General features: G+C 36.6%; 17 protein-coding genes and 5 tRNA genes. 21 read left to right on the top strand and 1 reads right to left on the bottom strand.

The window, feature by feature from the left end; genetic code table 11:
- The first annotated feature begins 25 nt into the window (after positions 1-25).
- The 8 genes from CMCT_RS02230 to CMCT_RS02265 all read left to right on the top strand — a co-directional run bounded on the left by CMCT_RS02230 (position 26) and on the right by CMCT_RS02265 (position 9,785).
- On the top strand, positions 26-1,774 hold the full coding sequence (locus tag CMCT_RS02230; protein WP_034967854.1) for a TolC family protein: 1,749 nt from the start codon (positions 26-28) through the stop codon (positions 1,772-1,774).
- A gap of 7 nt (positions 1,775-1,781) precedes the next feature.
- On the top strand, positions 1,782-2,441 hold the full coding sequence (locus CMCT_RS02235; protein WP_034967857.1) for a transglutaminase-like cysteine peptidase: 660 nt from the start codon (positions 1,782-1,784) through the stop codon (positions 2,439-2,441).
- A complete protein-coding gene (locus tag CMCT_RS02240; RefSeq protein WP_034967860.1) occupies positions 2,438-4,390 on the top strand; it encodes a bifunctional diguanylate cyclase/phosphodiesterase in 1,953 nt (650 codons plus the stop codon). The genes CMCT_RS02235 and CMCT_RS02240 overlap by 4 nt, the downstream gene beginning before the upstream one ends.
- Before the next feature lie 3 nt (positions 4,391-4,393).
- On the top strand, positions 4,394-6,535 hold the full coding sequence (locus CMCT_RS02245; protein ID WP_171993703.1) for a type I secretion system permease/ATPase: 2,142 nt from the start codon (positions 4,394-4,396) through the stop codon (positions 6,533-6,535).
- Positions 6,536-6,537: 2 nt separating this feature from the next.
- Positions 6,538-8,037, top strand: coding sequence for an HlyD family type I secretion periplasmic adaptor subunit (locus tag CMCT_RS02250; RefSeq protein WP_051654848.1), 1,500 nt, complete (start codon positions 6,538-6,540; stop codon positions 8,035-8,037).
- Complete coding sequence (locus CMCT_RS02255) at positions 8,037-8,537, top strand: DUF5416 family protein (RefSeq protein ID WP_034967862.1); 501 nt, start codon at positions 8,037-8,039, stop codon at positions 8,535-8,537. The genes CMCT_RS02250 and CMCT_RS02255 overlap by 1 nt, the downstream gene beginning before the upstream one ends.
- Complete coding sequence (locus tag CMCT_RS02260) at positions 8,534-9,154, top strand: helix-turn-helix transcriptional regulator (protein WP_034967866.1); 621 nt, start codon at positions 8,534-8,536, stop codon at positions 9,152-9,154. Before CMCT_RS02255 ends, CMCT_RS02260 begins: the two co-directional genes overlap by 4 nt.
- Before the next feature lie 136 nt (positions 9,155-9,290).
- Complete coding sequence (locus CMCT_RS02265; protein WP_236844956.1) at positions 9,291-9,785, top strand: transglutaminase-like cysteine peptidase; 495 nt, start codon at positions 9,291-9,293, stop codon at positions 9,783-9,785.
- Here the strand turns inward: CMCT_RS02265 and CMCT_RS02270 are convergent.
- Entirely contained in the window at positions 9,782-10,030 is a 249-nt protein-coding gene (locus CMCT_RS02270; RefSeq protein ID WP_034967872.1) for a hypothetical protein, read from the bottom strand. The genes CMCT_RS02265 and CMCT_RS02270 overlap by 4 nt on opposite strands.
- A gap of 149 nt (positions 10,031-10,179) precedes the next feature.
- Between CMCT_RS02270 and CMCT_RS02275 the strand changes: the two genes are divergently transcribed.
- The 13 genes from CMCT_RS02275 to rplL all read left to right on the top strand — a co-directional run bounded on the left by CMCT_RS02275 (position 10,180) and on the right by rplL (position 15,242).
- Positions 10,180-10,255, top strand: a tRNA-Thr gene (locus CMCT_RS02275).
- 54 nt (positions 10,256-10,309) lie between these two features.
- Positions 10,310-10,394: transfer RNA gene (locus CMCT_RS02280), tRNA-Tyr, on the top strand.
- 7 nt (positions 10,395-10,401) lie between these two features.
- Positions 10,402-10,478, top strand: a tRNA-Gly gene (locus CMCT_RS02285).
- A gap of 128 nt (positions 10,479-10,606) precedes the next feature.
- Positions 10,607-10,681 (top strand) — tRNA-Thr (locus tag CMCT_RS02290).
- 72 nt (positions 10,682-10,753) lie between these two features.
- Positions 10,754-11,953, top strand: coding sequence for an elongation factor Tu (tuf, locus tag CMCT_RS02295; protein ID WP_034967874.1), 1,200 nt, complete (start codon positions 10,754-10,756; stop codon positions 11,951-11,953).
- Between the two features lie 55 nt (positions 11,954-12,008).
- Positions 12,009-12,182: a 50S ribosomal protein L33 gene (gene rpmG / locus CMCT_RS02300; RefSeq protein WP_034967877.1), complete on the top strand. Its 174-nt coding sequence runs from the start codon at positions 12,009-12,011 to the stop codon at positions 12,180-12,182.
- A gap of 16 nt (positions 12,183-12,198) precedes the next feature.
- A tRNA-Trp gene (locus CMCT_RS02305) sits at positions 12,199-12,274 on the top strand.
- Positions 12,275-12,288: 14 nt separating this feature from the next.
- On the top strand, positions 12,289-12,468 hold the full coding sequence (gene secE, locus CMCT_RS02310; protein ID WP_034967879.1) for a preprotein translocase subunit SecE: 180 nt from the start codon (positions 12,289-12,291) through the stop codon (positions 12,466-12,468).
- Positions 12,469-12,479: 11 nt separating this feature from the next.
- Positions 12,480-13,010, top strand: coding sequence for a transcription termination/antitermination protein NusG (gene nusG, locus CMCT_RS02315; RefSeq protein ID WP_034967882.1), 531 nt, complete (start codon positions 12,480-12,482; stop codon positions 13,008-13,010).
- Between the two features lie 11 nt (positions 13,011-13,021).
- Positions 13,022-13,447, top strand: coding sequence for a 50S ribosomal protein L11 (rplK, locus tag CMCT_RS02320; RefSeq protein WP_034967886.1), 426 nt, complete (start codon positions 13,022-13,024; stop codon positions 13,445-13,447).
- Positions 13,448-13,507: 60 nt separating this feature from the next.
- Positions 13,508-14,209: a 50S ribosomal protein L1 gene (gene rplA / locus CMCT_RS02325; protein WP_034967889.1), complete on the top strand. Its 702-nt coding sequence runs from the start codon at positions 13,508-13,510 to the stop codon at positions 14,207-14,209.
- A gap of 154 nt (positions 14,210-14,363) precedes the next feature.
- On the top strand, positions 14,364-14,849 hold the full coding sequence (gene rplJ, locus CMCT_RS02330) for a 50S ribosomal protein L10 (protein WP_034967891.1): 486 nt from the start codon (positions 14,364-14,366) through the stop codon (positions 14,847-14,849).
- Between the two features lie 18 nt (positions 14,850-14,867).
- A complete protein-coding gene (gene rplL, locus CMCT_RS02335) occupies positions 14,868-15,242 on the top strand; it encodes a 50S ribosomal protein L7/L12 (protein ID WP_034967893.1) in 375 nt (124 codons plus the stop codon).
- The last annotated feature ends 99 nt before the right edge of the window (positions 15,243-15,341 follow it).

The raw sequence follows: 15,341 nt of genomic DNA on the forward strand, positions 1-15,341 counted from the left end.
TTAAAGTAAAGAAGGATTTGTTGTTATGAAAAAGATCCCTGTGAGCACGATGGCTATACTAGCTATGGCTACATTTGCGAATGCTCAAGATGCTTCCTATAGGATATACGTAGGTGCTTTTAGTGATACTAAAGGTGAGACCTTTATTTCAAAGCTCAGCCAAGAAATAGAAAGTCAAATTGCAGGTAACGAAAACTTTGCAGGAGTAGGCATATATACGACTGCTGACAATAAAAGAATTCTTTATGTTGATACAAACCCTGTTTCAAAAGAGCAGGCAAAATCCTTGCTATCTGATGTAAAAAGATATTCTAAAAATGATGGTGCCTATATGGGCGTTAAAAGGGGCGAAACTACAAGCAAAGCTACTACACAAGCACCTATAGCTTCAGAGCCTGAAGCGCCAATAGCACCGGCTGAGAGTATAGCAGTTGCTCAGCCTGTCGTAGAGCCAGCACCTGTTGTGCAGCCGGTTTCTACCGATAGTGGAGTTTTAACTATCACTGAAGCTATAAAAACAGCTCTAGCAGAAAATCCAACGATAAAAGAGTCTGAGTACAACTATCTTCAAGTTGGCAAAGATCTTCACATAGCTAAAAATGCGTATTATCCGACATTAGACGCGGCTGGTTCTGTTGGTTATGAAAAAAAGGTATATGATGAGGGTCGCGGCATAGATAAGAAAAAGGGCGACGGCAGAGTTTCTAACGCTAGCTTGACATTAGTTGAAAACATCTACAACGGCGGTGCCGATAAGAACAGAATCAACTCACAAAGCGCAAGACTAGACTCAGCAGCATACACTGTGGCTCAAAAGGCTGATAGGCTATCTTTGGATTTAGTAAATGCATATTTGCAACTTATACACACTAAAAAGATAGTAGATATCGAGTCAGAAAACGTAAAATCACACGAGAGAATTTACACACAAATCAAGGATAGAGCGCAGTCAGGCTTTGGAGTAGCTTCAGAAGAGCGCCAAGCTGGTTCTAGATACACACTTGCTCAGTCAAACTTAATAGCAGCCCAAAATAACTACGAGGACGCTGTAAGCACGTTTGAAAAACTATACGGCAAAAAGGTGGATGCAGATCGTTTAGTAATGCCTGAATTTAACCTGCCGCTACCTACAAGTGAGATGGAATTTCAAGAAAAAGCGATGCTTTGTAACCCGTCTATTTTGATTCAAAGATCAAACATCGCTATGGTTGAGTCTGTCGTAAAAGAGAAAAATGCTCCGTTCTTGCCTAAGCTGGATTTAGAAGTTAGCGGACAATACGACCACTCAAATGTTTTGTATGATAACTACGAAGATAAAAAGCTTGATGTGCTTTTAAGATTAAGATACAACCTATATAACAAAGGTATTGATAAACTAGATAAAGAAAAGAGCCAACTTGCTGTTTCTCAAGAGCAACAAGCACTTGATGCTTTAACTAGAGAGCTAAAAGAGAGTTTGAAATTTTCTTGGCAAAACTACAACCTAGAGCAAAAGAAAATGGCTTACCTAAACGAGCACGTAGAGTATGCTAAGGCTACGCTTGATTCATACCAAGATGAGTTCAGGATAGGCAGACGTGACCTTATCAACCTACTTGACGCTGAAACAGAGTATAACACAGCCTTAAAAGAGATACTAAAAACTGAAATAGCTATACGCTATGCTCAATATAGAATTTTAGATAATATGGGTCTTATCGCTGATAGCTTTGAGCCTGGATTTGCGAAGAGATATATTCAAGGCGCTTGCAGTATAGAAAACGATCTAAAGTAATTAAAATATGACCAAAACAAGGGTCAGTTTTGTTTTTAAGATAGTAGCTTTGGTTGCTATCTTATCTATTAGTCTTTATGCTAAAGACTACATAAGCAGCAGTGTTGTATCTAGACTTGAGAAAGTTTATGGAGATAGCGCTAGAAGAAGAGCGGTTGCCCTTAATACGCTAATGAATTCTATACAGAGTGTCAGTGAACGTGAAAAACTTACAAAAGTAAATGATTTTTTTAATGCACTAAGATGGGCTGATGATATGCAAGTTTGGGGTCAAAAAGATTACTGGGCTACTAGAACAGAATTTTTAGGCAAAGGTGCTGGTGATTGTGAGGATTATGTGACGGCGAAGTATTTTACACTAAAGCAACTAGGCGTATCTACTGATAAACTATACTTTACTTATGTAAAAGCTATAAAATACAACCAGGCGCACATGGTTCTTTCTTACTACGAAACACCTAAATCTATACCGCTTGTTTTAGATAATATCAATGGAAACATAAAACCAGCGACACAAAGAAGCGACCTTGTGCCGGTTTATAGTTTTAATGGTGATTCGCTATTTTTAGCAAAACAAGAGGGTTTGGGACAGGTTGTCCCTGGTGGAAATAAGAAAAATCCTAAATGGTTAGAGTTGATAGATAAAATGCAAAAAGAGGGTTTATGACACTTTTTAAACAAATTTTGATAGCCTTTGTGGCTCTTGGTATCGTGATATTTACTGCTGTTGGTTACTTAAATTTTAGAAATTTAAATGACTATATTCAAACTCAACTAGGCACAAATGCTAGACATACTGCAAATTCACTGGGGCTTTCTATAAAGCCGGTTATTGATCCAGATGATTTATCTATGGTTGAAGTTATGATAAATTCTATGTTTGATAGCGGTTATTATCAGCTTATAAAACTTGATGACGTGGATGGCAAAGAGCTTGTAAAGAGTGAGCAAAAACTATCATTAGATGGCATACCAGGCTGGTTTGTAAATCTTGTAAAGCTAAAATCTCCTATTGAAAGCTCAGAGATTATGACTGGCTGGGCGAAATTTGGCACACTTTACGTGCAAAGTAGCTCAGGACTTGCGTATTATGAGCTTTATAATGGTCTTAAAAATATTTTTTATGCCTTAAGTATCATATTTGGCATAGCTATCGTGTTTGTATATTTTGGCTTAAAAGTGATATTTAAGCCACTTGTTAAGGTTAAAGATCAAGCTGAGGCGATCTTAGATAACAAATTTATCATACAGGATAAATTTCCATTTACCACCGACCTAAAACAGATGGTTCTTGCTATGAATACAATAGTTGGTAGGGTAAAGGACATATTTGAACGAGAGGCGAAAACCCTTAATAAATACCAAGAGCTTTTATACAAAGATAGTATGACTGGCGTTTATAATAGACGATATTTTCAGACGAAATTTGATGAGTATATCGCTAGTGAGGAGCTTTCAAGCGGTTCTATGATTATGATTGGTTTTAAAGATCTTGTAAATCTTAAAAAGATACTTGGCTTTGAAAAATGGCAGAGTTTGGTCATTAAAATTGCTAAAAATTTACAAGATAGAGCAAATGAGTCAAAATACACGATACTTCTAGCCAGACTAAACGACAACGACTTTGTCCTTTTAGCGCCAAATGCAAATTCTGCAAATTTAGAATCCCTAACTAAACAGATTATGGCTGATTTTGTATCTTGCTTTGAAAATTTTGGTAGCGAAGTTTTGGATAATTGCAAAGTAAATGCAGCGATAGTTGATTACGATAGAGAGAGTAGTTTAGGTACTATGCTAACGACGGCTGACGTTACTTTGGCAAACGCTAGACTTAATTCAAATTTCAGCTATAAAATTTATGAAAAAGCAAAAAATAATATCATACTTGGCAAAGAGCAATACAAAGAGCTTATCTTTAAATCTATGCAAGATGATAAGTTTAAATTTGCGGCTCAAAAGGTTGTTGAGATTAATGGCGAGTTTGAGCAATACGAGCTTTATCTTCGTTTGGTTGATAGTGAAAACAAATGGCAAATGGCGTCATATTTTATGCCTATGGTAAATGAGCTAGAGCTTGGTGCTACACTTGATATTCACGTTTTAAACAGGGTTGCTACTTGCATATCAAACGGCACACTCTCAAAAGATACGTCAATAGCCGTGAATTTAGGTAAAGAGATGATAAGCAAAGAGAATGAGTCAAAACTCGTAATGGCGCTTAAGAAAATTTTATCTGTGACCAAGCAGAAAATTTACCTTGAGATACCAAACAAAGATGATATGCAATTACAAAGTGTTGTAGATTTTAGTAATATGGTTAAAAATTTAGGCTTTGGACTTGGGCTTGACCATTTTGACTTTAGCGCAAAAGGCATTGAAAAATTAAAAGAGATAAATCCTAATTACGTTAAAATTCAAGCAGGAAGTATCATAGACTTCTTTAGCGAAAGCGATAGTGAGCATACGAGAAAATCCCTAGAGGTCGTAATGGAATCAAAAGGGATAAAACTTATAGCTATAGGCGTTGAAAACGAAGCTCAAAAGGCAAAACTACTTGAGCTTGGTATAAGTAGTATGCAAGGAAACTATATAGACGATACTAAAAATATTGGATAAGAGATGAGCAAAGAGAAGAAAAAAGATGAATTACTAGAGTGTTTGGTAATATTTACCAAGCTACACAACAACCCATATAGTGCGGACGCCCTAACTACGGGTTTACCAGTTCAAGATGGTGAAGAAGTGGAGCTGTTTTCGCTAAATGGCTCAAAGTCGCTTTTCTCGCGTGCCGCGGCTCGTGCCGGTTTTGCGTCTACACTTGTAAGAAGACAGATAGAGGAGATATCTCCGCTTGTTTTGCCTTGCATTTTGGTTTTACGTGGCAAAAGAGCGTGTATACTTCAAAGTATAAGCCCTGATAGAAATACCGCAAGTATAATAACTCCTGAGATAGGCTCTGGTGCTAGCACTATATCGGTAGAGAAGCTAAAAGATGAGTATTTAGGATATGCTTACTATCTAAAAAGAGAGTTTGTCCCTGATGAAACTACAAGCTCAACGCACCTTATTGATACTGGTAGTGAGCATTGGTTTTGGGGAACTTTAAAACGCTCTAGCAAAATTTATTTTGATGTTATATTGGCTAGTTTTGTTATTAGTTTATTCGTTTTGGCTACTCCTATTTTTACTATGAACGTTTATGATAGGGTTGTTCCAAATAATGCCGTTGAAACACTGTGGGTTCTTGCTCTTGGCGTTAGTATAGTTTATGGTATAGATCTGTTTTTGAAATTTGTTCGCTCATATTTTCTTGAAGTTGCTGGTAAAAAGAGCGATATTATTATGAGTTCGCTTATTTTTGAGCGAGTTATGGATATGAAATTTAACAACAGACCAAAATCCGTAGGCTCTTTTGCTAATAACTTAAGAGATTTTGATACTATAAGAAATTTCTTCTCATCAGCTTCTCTTGCAGCTATTGTTGATTTACCGTTTGCTGTGATATTTTTGTTGGTTACATATTTTATTGGTGGATATTTAGTTTTTGTTCCAATAGTTACCATAATGATAATACTAGGTTATACTTTTTCTATCAAGACACCTTTGCAAAAGGCGATAAAAAGCACATCTGAAGCCTCTGCAAAGAAAAGCGGTATATTAATTGAGAGCCTAAATGCACTTGAAACCATAAAAACACTTGGTGCTAGTGGACACGTCCAGTGGAACTGGGAAGAGGCAACTGGCGAGATAGCAAATAGAAGCATAAAATCTAAGATGATAACGACCTCTATCACGACAATTACGGCATTTTTGGTGCAGTTAAATACCATTGCTATTATCGTTATTGGCGTATATATGATAAAAGATATGAGTCTTACTATGGGTGGTCTTATCGCTTCTGTAATGCTTAGTTCGCGTGCTATTGCTCCTATGGGTCAAGTTGCTGCATTGGTTGCAAATTTTGAACAGACTAAAGTTGCGTATGAAAGTGTAAATAACATAATGAATATGCCTGTTGAGCGACCTGAGGGCAAGAAATTTGTAAGACGAAATTCATTTGAGGGTAGAATAGAGTTTAAAAACGTTAGCTTTACATACCCTGATACGACAAAGGGATCGCTTGATAGGGTAAATTTTGTGATAAATACCGGAGAAAGAGTTGCCATTATAGGTAGAAATGGATCTGGAAAAACAACGATACAAAAGCTTATTTTGGGACTTTACTCTCCTACTGAAGGTTCTGTTTTGATTGATAATATCGATATAAACCAAATAGATCCAGCAGATTTACGTAGAAACATTGGCTATGTTCCACAAGACATCTTGCTATTTAAAGGCACCGTTCGCGAAAATATCGTTCAAAAGGCACCTTATGTCGATGATATGCAAATTATTAAGGCGGCAAAATTAAGTGGTGTAGATGAGTATGTAAATGCCCACCCGCTAGGCTTTGATATGCCGGTTCTTGAGCGTGGCGATGGTATTAGTGGCGGTCAAAGACAAAGCATTGCACTTGCTAGAGCGTTTTTGTTAGATACGTCCATTATGATGCTTGATGAGCCGACAAACTCACTTGATAACACTGTAGAAAATAAGCTAAAAGCAAATTTAAAAACTTATATGGCTGGTAAAACCATGATTCTTGTTACGCACAAGACATCCCTTTTAGATCTTGTCGATAGAATTATGGTTATAGATAATGGTAAAATTTTACTTGATGGTCCTAGAGATGACGTACTAGCCAAACTTAGTGGGAATTGATAATGCAAGAACAAGATAAAGTAAAACAAGACGAGATAAAAGAGCAAACAGCGGGTAGCACTCCTGAGGTTAGTGAGAAAAAAGAGGAGCAAAGGCAGCCTGTTGATATTAAAACGCAAGAAAATAGTAGTGCAAGTATCACAGATAGTGTAAAAAGCATACGAGAGAGCATAAAAAAGAAAGATTATGATGCGTATGATATACGTTTTATGTCAAGTCTCTCTGAGGCGGTTTTAGCCAAGACGCCTTCAAATTCTAAAAAGGTGCTATACGCGGTCGCTTTTACTGTTATTTGGCTTATTGTGTGGGCGTCTCAAGCTGAAATAGATGAGATTACAAGAGGAACTGGAAAGATCATACCATCTGGCAAAAATCAAGCCATACAAAACCTAGAAGGCGGTATCGTTGAGCAAATTTTTGTAAGAGAGGGCGATGAGGTCAAAAAAGATCAGGTTATCCTTAAAATAGATAATAAAAATTTCTCAAGTAGTTATGGTGAGTCGCAGTTAAGATTAGATGAGTTAAATGCTAAATTTTTAAGGCTTGAAGCAGAGGCGAACGATAAGGAATTTAGCGAAGAAACGACCAAGGATTTTAACAATACAAGAGCCATAACTTACGAGCTTAGTCTGTATGCTTCAAATCAAGAGCGTTTAAGAGAGCAGATACAAATTTTAAATGAGCAAATTTCACAAAGAAAAAGTGAGTTAAATGAGCTTCAAAATAAAATTGCACAGACGCAGACTAGCTACAATCTTGCTTTAAAAGAAAAAAGTATCACCGAACCGCTTTTTAGAAAAGGACTAGTAAGTGAGATAGAGTATATTCAGTTGCAAAGAAAACTAAGCGATCTAAAGGGCGAGCTAGATGCAGCAAAACTCTCGATACCTAGGATAGAATCCACTATTAAAGAGGTGGAGAATAAAATAAGCGAGGCAAGGGCTGCATTTAGAAGCGATGCTAAAAAACAGCTTACCGAAGTTTCTGCTGAAATTTCAAGAATAAATGAGTCGCAGATTAACCTAAGCGACAGAGTTGAAAGAACATTTGTCCGCTCGCCAGTTGATGGTATAGTTAGTAAGCTAATGGTAAATACCGTTTCTGGTGTCATTAAGCCTGGAGAGAATATCGCTGAGATAGTTCCGCTAGAGGATAAGCTTGTTGCAGAGATTAAAGTAAAACCAGCGGATGTAGCATTTTTGCGCCCAGGGCTTAGCACTATGGTTAAATTTACAGCCTATGATTTTAGTATTTATGGAGGTTTAACTGGAAAAGTTACGCAGATAAGTGCCGATACTGAAACAAACGAAAAAACAGGCGAGAGTCACTATCTTGTCCGTATAGAAACTGATAAAAACTACCTAGGAAGCGAGGAAAAACCTCTACGTATAAAAGTCGGTATGGTCGTGAATGCAGATATTATTACTGGTAAGAAAACCATTCTTGATTATCTGCTAAAACCTATTTTAAAAGCAAAGCAAAATGCTTTAACGGAGAGATAATGCACACTGCATATTATGCGCAAAATTTTAGCTCTTATGAGATAAGACCAACTGGTATTAGCGGTTTTTTTAGCATAAGTAGCGATAGCCAAACGGATCTTGTAAATTTTGATACGACAAATTTTGTATTTAAGGATTGCACAAAAAGCTACAACGAGCTTTTTGGCGATTTTGCTCAAATATTTAAATTTGGAAAAGAGATTGGTTGCGATAAAGATGTGGAGTTGATTAAAATTTTGATACAAGGTTACGACGAGAACAGCGATAGCTTGGTGTTTGATAGCTTGGCATTAAGCAGTCCTTATAGGTATTCAATAGCAAATAAGGCGATCGAGGTTAGTTTTAACTTTTCTAAAGACGATGATGTGTCAAAATTTTTATCTAGCTTAACATATAGATATACTTTTGGCGATACAGATGAGGTGCGTAGGATATTTGTTTATATCAACGGAGAGCTATCGTATGATAAAATTTTAAAATCACAAGAGAGGATGATATGAAATTAGTTTTATTTACAAAAAATAATTCATTACAAAGCTTATGGAAGAGCTACAAATTTAATAAAAATCCGACATTTGTTCATAGTCAAGATGAGTTGATAAAAAATCTAAAAGACCCAAAGGGTGTTATTTTGGGACTTGATGTTGCTGTATTGCCAAATATCAATGCTTTTATTAAAGATTTGCTATCAAAATTTAGCGATGTTAAAATTTTAGCATTGGCAAATGAGCCAAATTTTATAAACGGCAAACTCCTACTTGCTTATGGCGTTAAAGGGTATGCTAACTCGCACATGCAAGAGATTCACTTTAATGACGCGGTAAGTACGATCATTAATGGCAATGTTTGGATATATCCTGAGTTTATTCAGCAGATGATTGGCGAGATCGTCGTTTCTAACGCTCCTGCTAAGAGCAATGACGTTTTTGAGCAACTTAGCGCAAGAGAAAAAGAGATCGCAGAGTTTATCTATAAAGGTATGAGCAACAAAGAAATTTCAGAAATTTCTGGGATCACGCTAAGAACGGTTAAGGCTCACACAACAGCGATATATTCAAAAATAGGCGTTAAAGATAGATTGGGACTTGTGTTGTTAAGACAAAAGCAAGATGCTTAAATCTCTATTTTTATACCTAGTTTTTTTAAATGCTATCGCTTTACAGGCGCTAAATTTTGAGGTGTCATCTGAAAATTTAAAGGCCTGCAAAGGAGAGCCTCGCTGCCAAAATATACTTAACCACTACTCTAAATTTATGAACAGAATTAAAAACGAAAATTTTAACCGCAAACTAGAGCTGGTAAATGACTATATCAATACCATTATGCCAAGATATGATAATTTTTATAATACAAATGTCGATATTTGGAGCACTCGCGGAGAATTTTTAAGGCGTGGCGGTGGAGATTGCGAAGAGTATGCGATAACAAAAAAAGAGAGCTTAAAAGATCTTGGAATTTCAAATCAGCATTGTTTGCTTGTCGTAAAAGAGAAATTCTCTGGTAGCTATCATATGGTACTTGCCGTTTGGGAAAGCCCTAAAAAGGAGCCACTAATACTTGATAATCTAAGCTTTAAAGTACTACCGCTTTCTAAAAGATATGATCTGCAACCGACATATTGCCTAAAAGACGGCAAATACTACAAAATCAAAAAAGACGGCATAAATTTAGAGCAACTAAATATCAGAATGGACACATACGAAAAACTGCTCAAAAAAGAGGAAAATGAGATATTTTGGAAACGTTAGTCCTCAATATCTGTTTCGATCTTTTTTAGACTAGCACTTATATTTTTGCTATTTTCTTCGATAGCAGTTTTGTTTTTCTCTATAAGTGTGCGATTTTTTTCTATCATATTTTTGTTTTGTTTTATGTTATCTCTATTTTGCTCGATTAGTTTGCTTAGCATATCCATACGCTTTTCATATCTTATCATTAAAAAATATATCGCGTATATAAGCAAAAGTATAACAACCCAAGGTAAGTATTGCATATTTTCTGTCCTTATTTTTTGCAAATTATATGATTTTAGTTTTTAAAAAAAATTAAAATTTTATATTTTTTAGTTATTTTAGTTTTTTTATAAAAAACCCTTGACTTTTGTTTTTATTTGAGATATAATTGACACTTCACTAAAAGGATGCTGGTGTAGCTCAGATGGTAGAGCTACTGCCTTGTAAGCAGTAGGTCGGCGGTTCGATTCCGTTCACCAGCTCCATTTTCAACAGTGTTTGACCAGAAATACCAATTTTATTTTCATAATATTAAAAAGGGTGAGATACTCAAGCGGCCAACGAGGGCAGACTGTAAATCTGCTGACTATGTCTTCCGTGGTTCGAATCCACGTCTCACCACCAGCTATATGCGGGAGTAGCTCAGTTGGCTAGAGCATCAGCCTTCCAAGCTGAGGGTCGCGGGTTCGAGTCCCGTTTCCCGCTCCAATTTTTGGATATTTTAACTGGGAGCTGTAAGAGAGGTTTTTATTTGCTTCAGTTTTTTATATCCACATGGTTTTAGTTGAATTGTTAAGTTTTAGGTAAATTTATCGTCTTAGCCAAGCGTTAAAAACGCTCATATGGCTCAGAGGTAGAGCACTTCCTTGGTAAGGAAGAGGTCGCGGGTTCAAGTCCCGCTATGAGCTCCAGGTTACGTTAAATTACAACTTAGACAAGACAAATTCTAGTTTTGAGTTCATATCATATTAATGGAGGAAAAGATGGCTAAAGAAAAATTTTCACGTAATAAGCCACACGTAAACATTGGTACCATTGGTCACGTTGACCACGGTAAAACTACATTAACAGCTGCTATTTCTGCTGTTCTTTCAAGAAGAGGTCTTGCTGAGCTTAAAGATTATGATAATATCGATAACGCTCCAGAAGAAAAAGAGCGCGGTATTACGATTGCTACTTCACACATTGAGTATGAAACAGAAAATCGCCACTATGCTCACGTTGACTGCCCAGGCCACGCTGACTATGTTAAAAATATGATTACTGGTGCTGCTCAAATGGACGGTGCTATCCTAGTTGTTTCAGCAGCTGACGGCCCAATGCCACAAACAAGAGAGCACATCCTACTATCTCGCCAAGTTGGCGTTCCATACATAGTTGTATTTATGAACAAAGCTGATATGGTTGATGACGCTGAACTTCTTGATCTAGTAGAAATGGAAATAAGAGAGCTTCTAAGCACTTATGACTTCCCAGGCGATGATACACCTATCATAGCTGGTTCTGCTCTTCAAGCACTAAATGAAGCAAAAGACGGCAAAGACGGCGAGTGGTCAGCAAAAGTTCTTGAGCTTATGGCTGCTGTTGATAGCTATATCCCAACTCCAGCTCGTGCTACTGATAAAGACTTCCTAATGCCTATCGAGGACGTGTTCTCGATCTCTGGTCGTGGTACAGTTGTTACAGGTAGAATTGAGAAGGGTGTTGTTAAAGTTGGCGATACAATCGAAATCGTTGGTATACGCGATACTCAAACAACAACAGTTACTGGTGTTGAGATGTTTAGAAAAGAGATGGATCAAGGCGAGGCTGGCGATAACGTTGGTGTTCTTTTAAGAGGTACTAAGAAAGAAGACGTTGAGCGTGGTATGGTTCTTGCTAAGCCAAAATCAATCACTCCACATACAAAATTTGAAGGAGAGGTTTATATCCTTACTAAAGATGAAGGTGGTCGCCACACTCCATTCTTTAACAATTATAGACCACAATTCTATGTTAGAACAACAGACGTTACAGGTTCTATAACTCTTCCAGAAGGTACTGAGATGGTTATGCCTGGTGATAACCTAAAAATTACAGTTGAGCTTATAGCTCCAGTAGCACTTGAAGAAGGTACACGCTTTGCTATCCGTGAGGGTGGTAGAACAGTTGGTTCTGGCGTTGTATCAAAGATATTAGCTTAATTTAGCATTATTTGGTAGAGGGGTTGTTCTCTCTACTTTTTAGAAAAGGAAATTTATGGCAAAAAGTAATAGTAGAGTAAAAATAGGTCTTAAATGCTCAGAATCTGGTGATATAAACTATACTACAACAAAAAATAGCAAGACAACAACAGAGAAATTAGAGCTTAAGAAGTATTGCCCTAGACTTAAAAAGCATACAGTTCATAAAGAAGTTAAATTAAAGAGCTAATTAGGCTATTAGCATTAGGGCAATAGCTCCAACGGTAGAGCGCTGGATTCCAAATCCAATGGTTGGGGGTTCGAATCCCTCTTGCCCTGCCACTATAAGGTAAAAAATGGAAAAGATAATAAATTATTTAAAGCTTTCAAAACTTGAAATTTTAAAGGTAATATTTCCTACTAAAGAGCAAGTAAGAAATGCTTTTATAACCGTTTTTATTGTTGTTACTGTTGTATCTCTATTTTTAGCTTTAGTTGATGCAATTATGTCTTTTTCACTTTCTAAGATTATCTAAAAGGGTTATTTATGGCACATAAATGGTATGCTATTCAAACGTATGCAGGAAGTGAAATGGCTGTAAAAAGAGCCATAGAGAGTATGGCTTTAGATAATGATATAGGCTCTAGAGTCGAGGAAGTTATAGTTCCTACAGAGGATGTGATAGAGATTAAAAACGGAAAACAAAAGATAAACGAAAGAACACTTTATCCAGGATATGCTTTTGCTCGTCTTGATTTAGATACTGCACTTTGGCATAAAATTCAATCTTTGCCGAAGGTTGGTAGATTTATCGGAGAGTCTAAAAAGCCGACCCCATTAAGTGATAAAGACATTAATACAATTTTAGAAAAAGTAGAAAAACGTGCTGCGCCTAAACCAAAAATATTTTTTGAAGATGGCGAGAGTGTTCGTATTACAGAGGGTCCTTTTGCAAACTTTACTGGTATAGTAGAGGAGTATGATATGGTTCACGGAAAGCTTCGTTTGAATGTTTCCATATTTGGCAGAAGTACACCGGTTGATATTTTATATTCACAAGTTGAGAAGATAATTTAAGGAGTAGGTTTATGGCTAAGAAAGTTATAGGCGAAATAAAATTGCAAATTGCTGCTACAAAAGCAAATCCAAGCCCTCCGGTTGGTCCGGCTCTTGGTCAGCAAGGCGTAAACATAATGGAGTTTTGTAAGGCTTTTAATGAAAGAACAAAAGATATGGCAGGTTTTAACATTCCTGTTGTTATCACTGTTTATGCTGATAGAAGTTTTACATTTATCACAAAACAACCACCTGCGACAGACCTTATAAAAAAGGCTGCTGGAATTTCAAAAGGTACTGATAACCCTTTGAAAAATAAAGTTGGTAAAATCACAAAAGCTCAAATTTTAGAGATAGTTGAGCGTAAAATTGTTGATTTAAACACAAACGACAAAGAGCAAGCTGCTAAAATTATAGCTGGTTCTGCTCGTTCAATGGGTGTCGAGGTTATAGACTAATACCTTTACCGCCAGGTTGATATTCAGAAGGCGGAAGCACGTTTTAATGCGGAGAGATTAATGGGAAAGACTACAAAAAGATTTCAAGAATTATTAAAAAAAGTTGATGATAACAAAATTTATAGTTTATCAGAAGCCATAGATACAGTTAAGACTTTGGCATCTGCGAAATTTGATGAAACAGTTGAGATAGCTCTTAAACTAAATGTTGATCCAAGACACGCAGATCAAATGGTTCGCGGTTCTGTTATATTACCAGCTGGAACAGGTAAAAAAGTTCGTGTTGCTGTTATCGCAAAAGACGCTAAAGCTGATGAGGCTAAGGCTGCTGGTGCTGATTTGGTTGGAGCTGAGGACATTATAGATGATGTTCAAAAAGGTATTATAAATTTCGATGTCCTTATCGCTACTCCTAATCTAATGGGTGTGTTAGGCAAAGCGGCTCGTATATTAGGACCAAAGGGTCTTATGCCAAACCCAAAAACCGGAACAGTTACTATGGACGTTGCACAAGCTGTTAATAACGCAAAGAGCGGTCAGGTAAATTTCCGTGTAGATAAGCAAGGAAATATCCACGCAGGTCTTGGCAAAGTAAGCTTTAGCAAAGAGCAACTTAATGAAAACGTGTCAGCATTTATTAAGGCTATAAATAAACATAAACCAGCTGCCGCAAAAGGTAGATATGTAAAAAATGCTAGATTATCGCTAACTATGAGCCCATCTATCGCTCTTGACACTCAAGAGGTTATGGATCTAAAATAATCAAAAGAGCCTTAAGTGGCTCTTTTTTAAGATAAAAATTTAGGTTTAAGTTTGTAAGCTTAAATTTTTATCTTAGATTAGAGATAGCGGAGGCCTTTGGGCTTAATTGATTCGACCCTCTCTGCTTGAAATCACTGGTCGGAAAGGAGAAGACGTGACACGTAACGAAAAATCTGAAGTTATAGCTAAACTAGAAAGCGAATTTAAAAATGCACAAGCTATTGTTGTTTGTGATTATCGTGGTCTTAGTGTTAAAAAACTTGAAGCTTTAAGAAATGCCGCAAGAGAGCAAAACGTTAAAGTTCAGGTTGTTAAAAATACATTAGCTAAAATTGCTCTTAAGAACGTAGAGAAAGAAGGAATGGATCTTAAAGATACAAACATCTATGTTTGGGGCGAAGATCAGCTAAGTGTAACTAAGGTTGTTGCTAAATTTGAAGAGACGAATCAAGATCTATTCAAAATTAAAATAGCACATATTGAAGGTGAAGTTGCAAGTGTTGAAAAAGTTAAAGCTCTATCTAAAATGCCTAGTCGTGATGAGCTTATTGCAATGCTTTTGCAGGTTTGGAATGCGCCAATTCAAAATTTCACAATTGGATTAAATGCGCTTAAAGAGAAAAAAGAACAATCAGCATAATAATAAAAGGATAATAAAATGGCAATTACAAAAGCAGATGTATTAGAGTTTATCTCTAATCTTTCAGTGTTAGAGCTTTCAGAACTTGTAAAAGAGTTTGAAGAGAAATTTGGCGTTAGTGCAGCTCCTGTAATGGTAGCTGGTGTTGGCGGTGGTGCAGCGGCTGAAGCAGCTGAAGAAAAAACTGAATTTAATATCGTTTTACTTGATGGTGGCGATAAGAAAATTAATGTTATTAAAGTTGTTCGTGCTCTTACTGGTCTTGGTCTTAAAGAGGCTAAAGACGCAGTTGAGCAAACTCCTTCTGTTCTTAAAGAGGGCGTTAGCAAAGACGAAGCAGAAGCTGCTAAAAAAGAGCTTGAAGAAGCTGGTGCAAAAGTCGAACTTAAATAATTTCATTTTTATTGAAATTAATAAAACTTATGAGAGAGCTAATGCTCTCTCCTTTTTAAATTTTAGATGCCATTAAAGGCTTAATACTTTTCTTTCAAA

Source organism: Campylobacter mucosalis (assembly GCF_013372205.1).
GTDB lineage: Bacteria > Campylobacterota > Campylobacteria > Campylobacterales > Campylobacteraceae > Campylobacter_A > Campylobacter_A mucosalis.

Bases quoted from the DNA above. Each gene is read 5' to 3' on its own strand.
- rplA (WP_034967889.1), top strand. From the start codon at position 13,508: ATGGGAAAGACTACAAAAAGATTTCAAGAATTATTAAAAAAAGTTGAT.
- CMCT_RS02235 (WP_034967857.1), top strand. From the start codon at position 1,782: ATGACCAAAACAAGGGTCAGTTTTGTTTTTAAGATAGTAGCTTTGGTT.
- CMCT_RS02250 (WP_051654848.1), top strand. From the start codon at position 6,538: ATGCAAGAACAAGATAAAGTAAAACAAGACGAGATAAAAGAGCAAACA.
- tuf (WP_034967874.1), top strand. From the start codon at position 10,754: ATGGCTAAAGAAAAATTTTCACGTAATAAGCCACACGTAAACATTGGT.
- CMCT_RS02230 (WP_034967854.1), top strand. From the start codon at position 26: ATGAAAAAGATCCCTGTGAGCACGATGGCTATACTAGCTATGGCTACA.
- CMCT_RS02270 (WP_034967872.1), bottom strand. From the start codon at position 10,030: ATGCAATACTTACCTTGGGTTGTTATACTTTTGCTTATATACGCGATA.
- CMCT_RS02255 (WP_034967862.1), top strand. From the start codon at position 8,037: ATGCACACTGCATATTATGCGCAAAATTTTAGCTCTTATGAGATAAGA.
- CMCT_RS02240 (WP_034967860.1), top strand. From the start codon at position 2,438: ATGACACTTTTTAAACAAATTTTGATAGCCTTTGTGGCTCTTGGTATC.
- CMCT_RS02265 (WP_236844956.1), top strand. From the start codon at position 9,291: ATGAACAGAATTAAAAACGAAAATTTTAACCGCAAACTAGAGCTGGTA.
- CMCT_RS02260 (WP_034967866.1), top strand. From the start codon at position 8,534: ATGAAATTAGTTTTATTTACAAAAAATAATTCATTACAAAGCTTATGG.
- rpmG (WP_034967877.1), top strand. From the start codon at position 12,009: ATGGCAAAAAGTAATAGTAGAGTAAAAATAGGTCTTAAATGCTCAGAA.
- rplL (WP_034967893.1), top strand. From the start codon at position 14,868: ATGGCAATTACAAAAGCAGATGTATTAGAGTTTATCTCTAATCTTTCA.
- CMCT_RS02245 (WP_171993703.1), top strand. From the start codon at position 4,394: ATGAGCAAAGAGAAGAAAAAAGATGAATTACTAGAGTGTTTGGTAATA.
- secE (WP_034967879.1), top strand. From the start codon at position 12,289: ATGGAAAAGATAATAAATTATTTAAAGCTTTCAAAACTTGAAATTTTA.
- rplK (WP_034967886.1), top strand. From the start codon at position 13,022: ATGGCTAAGAAAGTTATAGGCGAAATAAAATTGCAAATTGCTGCTACA.
- nusG (WP_034967882.1), top strand. From the start codon at position 12,480: ATGGCACATAAATGGTATGCTATTCAAACGTATGCAGGAAGTGAAATG.